The sequence below is a fragment of the Roseibium sp. FZY0029 genome, assembly GCF_036350355.1.
In the GTDB taxonomy this organism is placed as follows: Bacteria; Pseudomonadota; Alphaproteobacteria; order Rhizobiales; family Stappiaceae; genus Roseibium.
Genome location: NZ_JAZDVZ010000002.1, coordinates 645,178 through 658,759, shown reverse-complemented (window position 1 = coordinate 658,759; position 13,582 = coordinate 645,178). Strand labels below are relative to the sequence as shown.

The window sequence follows — 13,582 nt, the reverse complement described above, 5'->3', positions numbered from 1 at the left end:
GGGATGGGCCTGTCAGGCCACGGGAACCGGCCGGTGTGATCCGCACAGCGGCCGGACTGACCGGGATCAGCCGTCCTTGTAATAGTAGCTGTAGCCGTTAAGGGCAGGCGCGCCGCCCAGATGTGCGTAGAGCACCTTCGATCCGGCTGGAATCTTGCCCTTCTTGACCAGGTCGATCATGCCTTGCATCGACTTGCCTTCATAGACCGGGTCGGTGATCATTGCCTCGGTTTTTGCGGCAAGCCGGATGGCGTCGTTGGTCTCTTCAGACGGAACGCCATAGGCCGGGTAGGCGTAATCGGGATTGATCACGATCTCGTCGTCCCGCACCGCGCGGCCAAGTTCCACCAGGGAGGCTGTGTTGTCTACGATCTGACGGACCTGTGCACGGGTCTGGTTAACCGTGCCGGAGGCGTCGATGCCGATCACGCGGTCGGCCCGGTTCTGGTCGGCAAAGCCAACGATCATGCCGGCCTGGGTCGAGCCGGTGACCACGCAGACGATGATGTAGTCGAAGGAGAAGCCCAGCTCTTCTTCCTGCTGCTTCACTTCCTCGGCGAAGCGCACATAGCCAAGGCCGCCGTATTTGTGCACGGACGCACCGGCGGGAATGCCGTATGGCGTGCCGCCGGCATCGCGCACGGACTGCATGGCGTCTTCCCAGCTCTGGCGGATGCCGATGTCAAACCCGTCGTCGACCAGGCGGGAATCCGCACCCATCAGACGGGTCAGCAGAATGTTGCCGACACGGTCGTAGACGGCGTCATAGTGGGGCACCCACTTTTCCTGCACCACAACGCATTTCATGCCGATCTTTGCGGCAGTCGCCGCAACCATGCGGGTGTGGTTGGACTGAACACCGCCGATGGAAACCAGCGTGTCGGCACCGGAAGCGATCGCGTCGGGCACGATGTATTCCAGCTTGCGCAGCTTGTTGCCGCCAAAGGCAAGGCCGGAGTTGCAGTCGTCCCGCTTTGCGTAAATCTCCACCTTGCCGCCAAGCGCTTCGGAAAGCCGGGGCAGGTGTTCGATCGGCGTCGGACCGAAGGTGAGGGGGTAACGTTCAAACTTGCTGAGATTCATGGAGCGCACCGGATAGATTGATAATCCCTTGAGACTTGCAGAAAATTTTAGAAAGGTGCTCTCGAATTTTGATCAATTTTCTCTGTTTCCGAGAAGTGAAGGCAGGTAGAAGTTCAAAATAGATCGGGCAGTTGCCGAAAAAATGAAAGAATCTTCCATGGCTGATGAGCTGGACAGGATCGACCGCAAAATTCTGAAGCTGCTGCAACAAGATGGCCGTCTGAGCAACGCTGAACTTGCGGGGCTAGTGAACGTCAGCCCGGCCACGTGCCACAGGCGCACGCAGCGCCTGTTCGACGAGGGCTTCATTCAGGGTGTGCACGCTCACGTCGATCCGCAAAAGGTCGACAGGTCGGCCCTTGTCATTGTCGGGGTGGTCCTGGACCGGTCGACGCCGCAAAGTTTCGCGGAGTTTGAAGAGGTCGTCCGCAAGGCGGACTTCGTTCTCGACTGCCATCTGGTGGCGGGCGACTTTGATTATTTCCTGAAGATCCGCACGCGGGACATGACGGACTTCAACAAGCTGCACGGCGAAAAGCTGATCGCGCTGCCGGGCGTGCGTCAGACGCGTACGTTCTTCGTCATGAAGGAAGTGACGGACAACGCGCCACTGCCATTCTGAAACATTTCGGCTCCCTTGGCCGGCAGGTCGCCGGCCTCGCAGACCCGGGAACTGATGAGCGCCCCGGATCTGCTGCCCGGAATTCCCTTCCATTGTCCTGCCGCCAGTTAGCCTCGATTGCCCTGGTTCAAAAAACGGTTGCCTTGGTCACCGGCAATAAAGTACAGTTTTGATATGTAATAACATAACATACCAAACTTGCTGGAGGCCTTATGTCCGATCTACGCCTGCCTGTAACCGTTCTGTCCGGGTTCCTTGGAGCGGGAAAAACCACCTTGCTCAATCGCATCCTCAACAACCGTTCCGGGTTGAAGGTGGCTGTAATCGTCAACGACATGTCGGAAGTGAATATTGACGCAGACCTGGTGCGGGCAGGCGGTGCAGAGCTGAGCAAGACCGAGGAAACCCTTGTCGAAATGTCCAACGGCTGCATCTGCTGCACCTTGCGCGACGATCTGCTGAACGAGGTTCGCCGCCTGGCTGGCGAAGGGCGGTTCGACTACCTACTTATTGAATCAACGGGGATATCCGAACCGTTGCCGGTGGCAGCGACCTTCGAATTTCGAGACGCAACCGGCGACAGTCTCGCAGATGTGGCAAGGCTCGACACGATGGTGACCGTGGTCGACGCGGTCAATCTTCTGGGAGATTTCTCCAGCCATGATTTCCTGAGCGACCGGGGCGAGACGCTTGGTGAAGAGGACGAGCGCACGCTGGTGCACCTCCTGACCGACCAGATCGAGTTTGCCGATGTGGTGGTTCTCAACAAGGTGGGCGCGGCGACAGCGGGGCAGGTCGATGCCGCCCGCAAGATCATCCGTAGTCTCAATGCCGATGCGAAGATCATCGAGACCGACTTTTCGGACGTCTCGCCTTCCGAAATCCTCAATACGGGGCTCTTCAACTTCGAGAAGGCTCATGAGCATCCGATGTGGGCGAAGGAACTTTACGGATTTGCCGATCATGTTCCCGAAACGGAGGAATATGGTGTTGCCTCCTACGTCTACCGGGCAAGACGGCCATTCGATCCGGAAAAGATCCACGAGGTGCTCAACGGGCAGCTTCCTGGTGTCATCCGTGCCAAGGGGCATTTCTGGATCGGGAGCCGGCCGCAGTGGGTGATCGAGTTTTCACTGGCAGGGGCGCTCTCCAGCGTAAGCCCGCTGGGGACATGGTGGGCGTCGGTACCACAGGAACGCTGGCCGGATGACGAGCGCGCCCGGGCCTACGCAAAGTCGCTCTGGGTTGAGCCTTTCGGCGACCGGCGGCAGGAAATTGTCTTCATCGGCGCAGGCATAGACTGGCCGCTGCTGAAATCCCGGCTCGACGCGTGTCTGATCGGCGAAGAGGCGGGTGACGATCTGGCGAGCTTTGCGCATCTGCCCGATCCCTTTCCAGCCTTTCGCCACGCGGACCGTGCAGCATGACGGCGCTGGAGCTGAAGGCTGAGGCCTTTTCGAACGGCCCCGCCGCTCGGGACGTTATCATCGGCCGGGATCCGGACATCCTCGCCGACATTCGTGAACCGGGCGTCGCCGCCGCCATTTGGCGGCGGACACCGGAACCCGAATTTCAAAAGTGGATCGATGCTTTGCCGCCAGACAGCCTGCCGGAGCTGCGGACGGTGGTGCCGGTGCATCTGGCCGAAGCGGCTGTCATGGCGGCCTGCGAAAGCCATGGCGTTCCGGCGTGTGAAATGCGGGACACGCTGGCAAGCGATGTCGGCGCACTCGCTCTTATGCTGGCAAAGACCCTGACGGTGCGTCTGGTGCGATTGCGACTGGACGTTTCGGAAGACGTCATGTGTCCGAAGTTCCACCTGGACAATGTTTGTGCCCGGTTGTTGTGCACCTATCGCGGGGCGGGGACGGAATACGTTCCGGAAAATGTCGCCCATGAGAGCGGCCGCATCCGTCAGGTGCCGCCCGGTGGCGTTGCTATTTTCCGGGGCCGGCATTGGACCTGCGAGGAAAGGACGGCGCTTCTGCACCGCTCGCCCGTCGCGACACCGGAAAGTGGTCCGCGGCTTCTTCTGGTGATTGATCCGGCGGATTAGGTCGGAGACTCAGTCAGCCCCATGCTCACGAGAGAGCCAGGAGCGGTATCGGTCCAGGTGTTGCGTGACGATGCTCGCGAGACGGGCATCGTCACAGATCGTCTCCGCCGTAATGGCATTGCTGGTAAGGTCTAGCGAAAACGCGGCTTCGCTGACGATTTCCGCAGACATGGTTCGAAGGATCTCTTCCAGCTGGGGAGGGGCGAACGCATGGCGGGAGGTGACATGGGCAAGGGCAACTGGTTTTCCGGGAAACTTCTGGCAGCCAACCATCCAGTCGAGGGCGTTCTTGAAGCTGCCGGGCAGCGCATGCATGTATTCCGGCACCGCGAAGAGCAGCCCGTCCGCGCGCGCCACCTGCGCGCGCAGATCGGCAACGATTTCCGGCAGGCTATCGGTGACGTCGAGATCCGGCACGAAATGCGGCAGTTCGCCAATGCGGTCATAGCGGCTGAGAACGAGCCCCTCCGGAGCCAGCCGTTCTGCTGCGTTCAGCAAAGCCAGGTTGGACGAGGCGTCACGCAAACTGCCGCAAAATGTGAGGATCTTCAGAGGCAAGGAACCGGTCCGCTTGAGGTGGGCGAGGGGAGAGGTTATCGGATTCACCCCGCCGCGTGATCCCCCAGTGAGCCTTCTGGCGAGTACCGCCTTACCGGCTGGCCGCTGCCAAGGCTGCGCCGAAGCCGACAAAGAGCGTGCCTGTGACCCTGCGCACCCAGAGCATTCGTTTTGCGGAGGTCAGGAAGCGGCGCATATGGCCGCCTGCATAGGCAATCGCTGCATGGTTGGCGAAACACAGGGCGGCATAGGTGAAGGACAGCACCGAGATCTCCATGAGATTGATGCCATCGGCCCGCATGAACTGCGGGAAGAGCGCGGTGATAACCAGAATGGCCTTCGGATTGGTGATGGATACCAGCAGCGCTTCCAGAAACAGTTTTCTGGGGCTCTTGCGCGCGATCAGGACGCCATCCTCCACATGAAAGGCCGACTTGTCGCGCCAGATCTTGATGCCGATGAAGATCAGATAGGCGGCGCCGAAAATCTTCAGCACCGTGAAGGCCACGGCGGAGGCTGCCATCAGGGCGCCGAAGCCAAGGGCGACAGCGTAACCCAGGATCACCAGTCCAGTGGCGTTGCCGGCTGCCGAGGCAAGGGTCGCGTTGCGGCCGAAGCGGAGCGTGTTGGAAATCGCCAGCATGACCGCCGGGCCGGGGCTGACGGCAGGCAGAAGCGAGACGGCAATGAAGAGGAGCCAAAGATCGATCGGCATTTCGGTTCTCAAGAAAAAGGCTGCGGAGTGCAGCCGGAGAGGTGTTTCAGCGGTGCTTCAGGGCAGGAGCTTGCCGTCACGCACGGCCTGCTCCAGCAGATCCTGGGCAAAGTCCCAAAGACGGGGGAAGGAAGACAGACGGGATTCCTTGGTCAGTCTCAAGGCTTCTGCGGAAATAGGTTCGTGGGTCGGATCGTCCAGACCGGAGGCAAAGACCAAAACCATCGGGTGTAGGGCGTCCATGGCATTTGCGAATTTGGCTTCCGGTGTTTCGTTGGCCTCAAACTCCAGCCACAGGGCCTTGAAATCAAGTCCCTGGGAGGTTGGAAGCAGGGCAAACAGCCGGTTGGCAGCGGCCTGCTCCAGATCCTTGACGCCCGCCCTGTTGTCGTCTGTGACCCAATGGTCTCCGGCATCGATCTCCACAAGGTCGTGTACGGCGAGCAGCTTGACGACGTGGCTGATGTCGGTGCCGGCCGGGGCATGTTCGGCAAGGGTCAGCGTCTGCAGGATCACGTGCCAGCAGTGCTCGGCCGTCGTCTCGCGCCGGGCACCACCCGTGAGCTGGTTCAGCCGGACAACTTCCTTCAGCTTGTCGGTTTCCAGAAGAAACGCGACCTGCCTTTGCAAGGTGTCGTTCATCAGATCTCGCCCATGGCCCTGCGGAAGCGGGCGACACTGTCGGCAAAGCCGTAGATCAGCGCATCGGCAGTGAAACCGTGGCCGATCGACATTTCCCGAATGAAGGGCGCGCGCGCCATCAAGGCAGGGATGTTTTCAACGGTCAGGTCGTGCCCGGCATTGACGCCGAGCCCGCAGGCCTTTGCGGCTTCCGCCGTGGCGACGATCTTGTCCAGTTCCTTCTCGGCACGTGCCGGGTCGTCGTAGCAGGCGCCATAGGGTCCGGTATAGATCTCGATGCGCTCGGCTCCGAGCCTTGCGGCGTGTTCGGGCGCGGCCGGATCCGGATCGCAGAAGAGGGAGACCGTAACAGCCCATTCCTTGGCAGCGGCAATCGCCGTTTCCAGGGCGCCGGTGTCTTTCGAAAAGTCCCAGCCGTGGTCCGAGGTCGTCTGCTGCGGGTCGTCCGGCACGAACAACACCTGTTCGGGGCGCGCTTCCTCCACCAGCTTCATGAAGTCGGGGGCCGGGTAGCCTTCCAGACAAAGCTCCTTGTTCGGGAACCTGTCCTCGATCAACTCGGAAAGCTCAAAGACATCTGTCTTGCGGATATGCCGTTCGTCCGGACGGGGATGAACAGTGATGCCCTTGGCGCCGGCTTCCATCGCGATGGCAGCCAGGCCGGTCACGCTCGGCCAGGGCAGGTCCCGGCGGTTGCGCAGCATGGCGATGGCGTTGACATTGACGGAAAGGCGAGAAACGGCAGGCATGGTTGATAGTCCGGTGAAAGCGGTTCTGATCTGGCTTTAAGAAACTGGGTCAGGATTGCAAGATTGTGTCAAAAGCCGTTGAAGTCAAACGAGGAATTGTCACTAGAGACAATGTTTTTCATTGCTCCTTTCCTTGGTTTTCCGAGGCAGATTGCGTTGAAGACGGTTTCAGCCAGCCCTGATATCGCACGATCCGTCCGAGACCGGGAAGGGAGATTTCGACGTCGAAGCGGAAGGTGCCGTCCGGGGCGGCCTCGACTGCTTCGCTCACCGGCAGCAACCAGCATGGCAAGGGAAGGCCGAACAGCTTGCCGCTGCCAACGGGATAGGCGAGTGCGCCGTCTTTCAGGTTCAGGTGGATGTTGAACGTGGTTGGTCCGAACCATTCCTGAACCACGCCGGATCCGGGTGCTCCTGACAGGCTGAGCACCGACCGGAAAGTCTTGCCGCCGAAATTGCGCAGCCAGAGTTCCTTGCGGCCCTGCCGCTCGATGGTCACGGTCACCGGCGTGGCGTCGGCTGCGGGCGGGAAACCGACAATGCGGCAGAGCAACTGGCCAAGCCGGGAGGTGCCGCGGGTGACCTTTGCTTCGCCGGCCCATTGCCGCTGGTCGAAGACCGTGTGGAGCGACCGGACCGGTTCCGGCAACGCCTTGAAGGTTGCGCCAAGCACCTGCTGGAACAGGACCGGTGCAGACTGTATTGCCCTATACGTGTGGACGGTCAGATGCGCGGTGGCGTCCTTGACGTCTGAAAGGGAAAATTCCCCCAGGCAGGGCCGTGCGCCCGGAAGAACATCGCCTTCATACAAGTGCCTGCACATGATGGCGCCCGGAACGGCCGGAATATGTGGGCCGTCGCCAGCTTCTGCGATCAGCGTCCAGCTTGCGGCCAAAGGCATACCGTTTCTGCCAAGGCCTGCAACCCGCACTTCCATGCCGCCGCGGTCGGAGCCGAACCGTTCGAACCATCCGGCGGCGGTTCGAAGCAGTGGCGCTGCCGCCTCAAGGGACCTGACAAGACGAAGCCGAACCAGCCAGGAAAGACCCCAGAGGCCCAGATGCAGGAGGGGCAGTTCAAGTCCCGCCCGGAAGAGAACGGTTCGAGCGTGATAGGCATCGGGAAAAAGGGCCAGATCAGGGGCGCCGATATAGCTTGACCAGCGCCTCGCAAGACCGCTGCTGCCCTCAGGGCCGATCCGCCGCCGGGAGAGGCCGGACCAGCCGATGACTTGCGTCCACCTGCCATCGCGGTAGACCGCAACAGGCTGCCCGGCTTGCGCCAGGATCGCTTCGATGACGGAGAGGCCACGTGGGGCCCGGTTGCCGGGTAGGATCGCACTTTCAATCAGGTCAACCTGAGAGAAATCCTTCCGAAGTGCTTCAACGGCAACGGAGGAGAGGGCCGGTACGCTGGATACGCCAGACAGCACAGTCAGTCCGGCTGCGCGTGCCTTTTCGTCCAGAATGATAATGCCGCCGGTGAAACCGGCATCGTCTGACAGGTCCAGATAATGGCTGCCGGCGTCAAGTGCGGCTTCAGCAACGGCATAGGGGGCTTGCCGGTAGGCCTGAAACGGTCCGGCGGCGTCGATGGTGATGAAAGGGTGAAGGGCCTGAAGGGCCGCAGCAAAATCCGGTGCCGTTCGGTTCAGCACAGCGGCAGTGCCGCCAGACTGGCGGCAGAAGGCTTCGGCCTTTTGCAGACTGCGGCCTGCAACGATTACCTCCAGATGCTCATGCCTCAACAGAGCTTCGGCCAGCTTTCCGCCGAACACGCCATAGCCGCCGAGAATGACGATCCGCTTCCTGGAAGAAGGCTCAGTCAAGGAGCCGCTCCCTCAGGTCTGCGGAGGGGAGAGGGCAGGCACGCCTGCCGAAGCGATAGCGGTTGCGGGCGATCCTGTCGTACGTCCAGTCGGCGAAGCTGCGTGGCAGGAGATCCAGGATCATCAGTGCTTTCCAGGGCCAGCCGAGGCTTTTCATCGTTGCGGTGAAGGAAGCCATTTTGGTGTAGGCCCGGCCATGACGGATGACGATGTTGGTTTCCATCTTCTGCGGGTCAAGCCCGTGAAGCTGGTAAAGCGCCTGCCCGATTTCTGAATGAGCGTCGACAAACCGATAGCCAACCGTCCGGTCATGCCTTGCGACGAAACGGGCAAAGCCGGAACACAATACGCAGATGCCATCAAAGACAATCAGGTTATCGGGCAGGTCCGCGAGGGCGGGAGGGGACTGCCTGTGGCGTTTTGTGGGGTCCATTGTCTTTGTGCTTTCACAGGCAACGTCTGGTTTCGGCGAGAGATTTACGCATGGGCAGCAGGCTTTGGCGAACCCGCACAAGGTCGCACTACAGTATTACGACGAGGTTTTCAGGCCCTGCCGTTTCCTCTAAGACAAGCCGAAAGGGAGCCGCGAATCTGACGCTTGCGTTCCAGGTTGAAGCCGATTTCCGTGTCGATCAGGACGAGAATCAATGCATACATCGAGAACTCCGAACGAGAAAAGTACCGGATAATACATGGCCATCACCAACGCGCTCCTCCTCTTCGCCCAGGCAGCCGTTTATTTTACCGTCATGATGAGCCTGCTGAGGGCACGTCAGGTGATTGGTATTGGCGTGTTCATGTGCGCCCTTGGCGTGATGCACTTTCTGGAAACCTATCTCGCCAGTGTTTTCTATATTGAGCTGCCGTTCGGCATCGTCTCTCCGGGCTCGACGGTGCTTTTTTCCGGCAAGCTCCTGATGATCCTCCTGCTCTATATCCGGGAAGATGCGCTGGTCGTGCGTCAGCCCATTTATGGTCTGCTGATCGGTAATTTCCTGATCGTCGCGCTGGTGATGATCCTGCGGAACCACGAGACGATCTCCGTTGCAGACGGCCGCAACCCGGATTTCGCGTTTATCGATGAAATGGGCTTGCTGATGGTGTGGGGCACCGTCCTGCTGTTCATCGATGCGATCGCGATCATCGTGCTTTACGAGCGGATCGGCAGTTGGGGCGGACGTCACCTGGGCCTGCGATTCCTCATTTGCGGCGCGGCGGTGCTGACCTTCGATCAGGCCGGTTTTTTCCTGGCGCTGCACTATGTCTCCGGCGCGCCCTGGCATGTGTTCATCGGCGGCTGGGTGGCGAAGCTGGTGGCGGTGTTGGTCTATACGGCGCTGTTCATCCTCTACCTGAAATACTTCGACAACGAGAGCAGTTGGCTCACCAACCGGTCCTTCAAGGATGTGTTTCAGGTGCTGACCTACCGGGAGCGCTATCACAAGCTCCTGGAAGCTTCCATTCGCGACCATCTGACCGGCGTCTTGCACCGCAGCCAGTACGACCAGAATACGCCCAAGATCCTGGCGAAGAACATGCAGGAAAAGCGGCCTTTGTCGCTCCTGGTGATCGACATCGACCATTTCAAGCAGGTGAACGACCGGCACGGGCACCAGGCAGGTGACGAGATCCTGAAGACCGTCGCTCGGCTGCTGGCCGACAATCTGCGCACCGACGATCATCTCTACAGGGTTGGCGGCGAAGAGTTCGTGCTGTTGTGCGAGAAGCTGCCGATAGAAGGCGCAACCACTCTGGCCGAGCGTCTGCGCAAGACAATCGAGCGCTTCAGCAAGATCTATCTTCCGGAAAAGGTGACGGTCAGTATAGGTCTGGCCAGCGCGCCGCAAGACGGTGTCACCATGGAAGCCTTGTTCCGCCAGGCGGACCTGAGGCTCTATGAAGCCAAGAAACAGGGCCGCAACCGGGTCTTCAGTCCGGTTACGGTGGATTAGACCAATCTGCCAGACCAAAGCATTTCAAAAAGAAAAAGCCCTGGAAATGGTCCAGGGCTTTTGTTCTTTCTGAGGGCCCGGGCGATCAGACCCGGTTGAGTAGTCTTGCCCGGATGGTGTTGGGCAGGCCGCGGATCTCTTCCAGAATGCTCACCGGATCTTCCACCGGGCTGTCGACATCCAGCACCACGTAACCGATGTCCAGGTGGGACTGCAGGTACTGGGCGCAGATGTTGAGATTGTGCCGGGTGAAGAGGTCGTTCAGCGTGCGCATGGCGCCGGGAGCATTGTGATGCACCTGGATGAAGCGCGTTGCTTCCGTGCCCTTGGACAGTTGAACCTGCGGGAAGGAAACGGAACCAATGGTGGAGCCGACGTCGGAATATTCCACCAGCCGCTTGGAGACTTCCTCGCCGATCCGGTCCTGTGCTTCTTCCGTCGAGCCGCCCACATGCGGTGTCAGGATGACGTTGTCGAGACCGCGCAGCGGCGAGAGGAACTCGTCCTTGTTGGACTTCGGCTCGACCGGGAACACGTCGATGGCAGCGCCTGCCAGATGGCCCGATTTCAGCGCAGCGGCCAGTGCATCGATATCGACAACCTTGCCGCGGGCGTTGTTGATCAGGAACGCGCCCTTTTTCATCTTCGAAATCTGGTCTGCTCCGAACATGTTGCGCGTTTCCGAAGTGTCGGGAACGTGAAGCGAGACGACATCGGATTCCGCCAGGAGGCCGTCGAGGCTTTCGGCCGGCATCACGTTGCCGTGCTGCAGTTTGTCGACCAGATCGAAATAGATCACCCGAAGGCCCATGGCTTCAGCCAGGTTCGACAACTGCGTGCCGATGTTGCCGTAGCCGACGATGCCGAGCGTCTTGCCGCGGACTTCGTGGGAGCCGGCAGCGCTTTTCATCCAGCGGCCTTCATGGGCGGCGGTGGACTTGGGAAAAATGCCGCGCATCAGCATGACGATTTCGGCGACAGTCAGTTCGGCGACGGACCTCGTGTTCGAGAAGGGGGCATTGAACACCGGGATGCCGCGTGTCAGTGCGGCTTTGAGGTCGACCTGATTGGTGCCGACGGAAAAACAGCCGACGGCCACAAGGCTCTTGGCTGCATCTAGAACCTCTTCGGTCACCTGGGTACGGGAGCGGATGCCGAGCATCTGCACGCCCTGAAGCTTTTCGATCAACGCGTCCTTTTCCAGGGCTCCGGACAGGATTTCCACGTTGGTATAACCGTGTTTTTCAAGCACCGCGCGCGCGGTCGGCGAAATGCCTTCCAGCAGCAGCCAGCGGATCTGGTTTTTCGGCCGGGAGAGACCGTGAATCATGGCGAAATGCCTTTTGGTCTGATTGGTTTGAATCGCGCCGGGAGGGCGCTAACAGCGCGGGTGTCGTATACGCGCTCGTTCACGTCGCGTCTAGGGTGCCGTTTCGGCGAAACGTCTGGCGTCCCCGCGCGTTTTGTTCCCCGGTGCCAAGGAAACTGGTTGCTGACGGGTGGCAGCCTGTGCCACATAGCGAGGAGGGGCGCGTTTTGGCCGGATCTCCAACCGGCTACCTGATTGTAATCCAGTACCAAGCGAGAGCAGGGACCCCAAATCCATGTTGAAATTGAACGGGCCTCATTTTGATTATGAGCCTTATCCTGTCTGCTATGTAAAAGACGTTTTGCCGTCCGACACCTATCGGGCGCTCGTCGAAAGCTACCCGGACAAGTCTCTGTTCAAATACATGCCGAACCTCGGGCACAAGTATTCTTTGTCCGATATCAATAACCCGGAAAATTATTACGCTTTCCTGTCGAAAACACCAGGCTGGAAGGCGTTCTACGACCATGTGAAGTCTGAGAACTTCATCCAGAATGTCCTGGATATGCTATCCGCCAACAATGTCGATCTTGGTCTGCGGCGGCTGAAAGTGATTTCCAAGGACGGCCAGCGGAAAGCCAGCCTCTTGAGTCGCATCCGGCGCAAGACCGAGGTGAGTGCCCGGTTCGAGTTCTCGATGATGCCGGCAAATGGCGGACAGATCCTGCCGCACACCGACGCTCCGCATAAATTGATCACGCTGGTTCTGTCCATGATGGAGCCGGGAGCCTGGGATCACGCATGGGGTGGTGGCACGGCGGTGTGCCTGCCCAAGGACCGGACGAAGGTCTTCAACCACGTCAACAAGGCCATGCCGCTCGATCAGGTCGAAACACTGAAGACTTTCCCGTTTGAGGAAAACCAGTGTGTCCTGTTCGTGAAGACCTACAATTCCTGGCACCATGTCGCGCCGATGACAGGACCGGACGATGCCCCGCTGCGCAAGACGCTGACGATCAATATCGAGAGCAAGCTTTAGAAACGGCGAGGCCTGTGGAAATGCCGCAGGCCTCTCGGTATTGCGGGGCTGTTGCGCACAATTCAGTCGAGACGGCGCAAGTCCTGCAATCGCAGGGCGATGGCTCGCACCGTGTCGTCGTCATATCCGAGGCCAAGGTCGTTGCGCATGAAACGGCCAAGGTCTTCCGCTTCCTCGATCAGCCACTCCCGCTTGTTGCCGCCACCGACAAACCGGGCCCGGCCGTCCAGAAAACTGATGAAACCCCGATCCGTCAGCCGGTAGAATTTCATGCTGCCTGCAAAGGACTGCCTGGGTGAGGCTGCGCACAGAAAGTTGGATGCTTCGATATCGGCAGGGCGGACATCTACCCGGTCAAAGCCGTAAAGCGCAAACCAGCCCTCCTCGGTCTGCCGCTCCAGCACATGCTCATCTGACGCGGCTTCAAAGCGGATCCGGTAGATCTGATCACGGATCTGCTGCTCTTCTTCCGAAATCCGTACCGGCTCGGCCGGGGCCTGCCCGCCGAAGCCGGCATCGACCAGCCATTCGGTGCCGTTAAGGGTCACGACAAAGGCAAGATGGGTCCGTGCGCCGCCTTCCGATGCCCCCATGCGGACCCGCGCCAGCACCTGCCGGGAAGAAAAACCGATGGCTGCCAGTGCGTCGCCGAGGAGGGAGTTCAGCTCGAAGCAGTAGCCGCCACAGCGGTGTTGCACGAGTTTTTGCCAGAGGCTGTCCCGGTCAAGGTCTGGCACCTCACCTAGAAAAGGCTGGACGTTTTCGAACGGGATAGCGCTGATCTGGGCTGCCTGCAGGCTTCGCAAGCCGTCGAGGGTCGCCGGGCATGTCTCCAGGCCAATGCGGTCCAGATAGGTTTTGAGATCGAAAGGCATGGGCAGGCTATCCTGTTTTTTACGTTCCTCGCATGTAGGCAAGCCTTTGGCCGCTGCCAAGAAACATGTCGCAGCCAGAAGTCTGCGCGTCTTGTGAGCGGTGCCTTGCCATGGCCGGGAAAACAAAAAGGCCCGCCGCACACGAGGCGGCGGG

14 protein-coding genes are annotated in these 13,582 nt (G+C 59.9%); 5 read left to right on the top strand and 9 right to left on the bottom strand.

The features are described from left to right. Nucleotides 1-66 precede the first annotated feature (66 nt). Nucleotides 67-1,083, bottom strand: coding sequence for a 1-aminocyclopropane-1-carboxylate deaminase (locus V1T76_RS07590; RefSeq protein ID WP_330560043.1), 1,017 nt, complete (start codon nt 1,081-1,083; stop codon nt 67-69). 142 nt (nt 1,084-1,225) lie between these two features. Between V1T76_RS07590 and V1T76_RS07585 the strand changes: the two genes are divergently transcribed. The 3 genes from V1T76_RS07585 to V1T76_RS07575 all read left to right on the top strand — a co-directional run bounded on the left by V1T76_RS07585 (nt 1,226) and on the right by V1T76_RS07575 (nt 3,761). Continuing rightward, the gene (locus V1T76_RS07585) at nt 1,226-1,705 is read left to right on the top strand and encodes an Lrp/AsnC family transcriptional regulator (RefSeq protein ID WP_330560041.1); all 480 of its coding nucleotides are present in this window, start codon (nt 1,226-1,228) and stop codon (nt 1,703-1,705) included. A gap of 212 nt (nt 1,706-1,917) precedes the next feature. Further along, entirely contained in the window at nt 1,918-3,132 is a 1,215-nt protein-coding gene (locus V1T76_RS07580; protein WP_330560040.1) for a GTP-binding protein, read from the top strand. Then, complete coding sequence (locus tag V1T76_RS07575) at nt 3,129-3,761, top strand: DUF1826 domain-containing protein (protein ID WP_330560038.1); 633 nt, start codon at nt 3,129-3,131, stop codon at nt 3,759-3,761. The genes V1T76_RS07580 and V1T76_RS07575 overlap by 4 nt, the downstream gene beginning before the upstream one ends. Nucleotides 3,762-3,770: 9 nt before the next feature. Here the strand turns inward: V1T76_RS07575 and V1T76_RS07570 are convergent, their stop codons facing one another. The 6 genes from V1T76_RS07570 to V1T76_RS07545 all read right to left on the bottom strand — a co-directional run bounded on the left by V1T76_RS07570 (nt 3,771) and on the right by V1T76_RS07545 (nt 8,686). Beyond that, entirely contained in the window at nt 3,771-4,319 is a 549-nt protein-coding gene (locus V1T76_RS07570) for an NADPH-dependent FMN reductase (RefSeq protein WP_330560037.1), read from the bottom strand. 91 nt (nt 4,320-4,410) lie between these two features. Continuing rightward, entirely contained in the window at nt 4,411-5,034 is a 624-nt protein-coding gene (locus V1T76_RS07565; protein ID WP_330560036.1) for a LysE family translocator, read from the bottom strand. 57 nt (nt 5,035-5,091) lie between these two features. Beyond that, nucleotides 5,092-5,676, bottom strand: a complete 585-nt coding sequence (locus V1T76_RS07560; protein ID WP_330560035.1) for an HD domain-containing protein — start codon at nt 5,674-5,676, stop codon at nt 5,092-5,094. Beyond that, a complete protein-coding gene (locus V1T76_RS07555) occupies nt 5,676-6,425 on the bottom strand; it encodes a pyridoxine 5'-phosphate synthase (protein WP_330560034.1) in 750 nt (249 codons plus the stop codon). Before V1T76_RS07555 ends, V1T76_RS07560 begins: the two co-directional genes overlap by 1 nt. A 118-nt stretch (nt 6,426-6,543) precedes the next feature. After that, on the bottom strand, nt 6,544-8,253 hold the full coding sequence (locus V1T76_RS07550; protein ID WP_330560032.1) for a DUF4166 domain-containing protein: 1,710 nt from the start codon (nt 8,251-8,253) through the stop codon (nt 6,544-6,546). Next, a complete protein-coding gene (locus V1T76_RS07545) occupies nt 8,246-8,686 on the bottom strand; it encodes a thiol-disulfide oxidoreductase DCC family protein (protein ID WP_330560030.1) in 441 nt (146 codons plus the stop codon). The genes V1T76_RS07550 and V1T76_RS07545 overlap by 8 nt, the downstream gene beginning before the upstream one ends. Before the next feature lie 259 nt (nt 8,687-8,945). Here V1T76_RS07545 and V1T76_RS07540 point away from each other — a divergent pair, with 259 nt between their 5' ends. Next, the gene (locus V1T76_RS07540; RefSeq protein ID WP_330560028.1) at nt 8,946-10,205 is read left to right on the top strand and encodes a GGDEF domain-containing protein; all 1,260 of its coding nucleotides are present in this window, start codon (nt 8,946-8,948) and stop codon (nt 10,203-10,205) included. Between the two features lie 85 nt (nt 10,206-10,290). Here the strand turns inward: V1T76_RS07540 and serA are convergent, their stop codons facing one another. Further along, nucleotides 10,291-11,535: a phosphoglycerate dehydrogenase gene (gene serA, locus V1T76_RS07535; protein WP_330560027.1), complete on the bottom strand. Its 1,245-nt coding sequence runs from the start codon at nt 11,533-11,535 to the stop codon at nt 10,291-10,293. A 274-nt stretch (nt 11,536-11,809) separates the two neighbouring features. On the opposite strand from serA, the gene V1T76_RS07530 reads away from it, so the two are divergent. Next, a complete protein-coding gene (locus V1T76_RS07530; protein WP_330560026.1) occupies nt 11,810-12,553 on the top strand; it encodes a hypothetical protein in 744 nt (247 codons plus the stop codon). 62 nt (nt 12,554-12,615) lie between these two features. Here the strand turns inward: V1T76_RS07530 and V1T76_RS07525 are convergent, their stop codons facing one another. Continuing rightward, the gene (locus V1T76_RS07525) at nt 12,616-13,428 is read right to left on the bottom strand and encodes an arylamine N-acetyltransferase family protein (RefSeq protein ID WP_330560025.1); all 813 of its coding nucleotides are present in this window, start codon (nt 13,426-13,428) and stop codon (nt 12,616-12,618) included. Nucleotides 13,429-13,582: the final 154 nt, after the last annotated feature.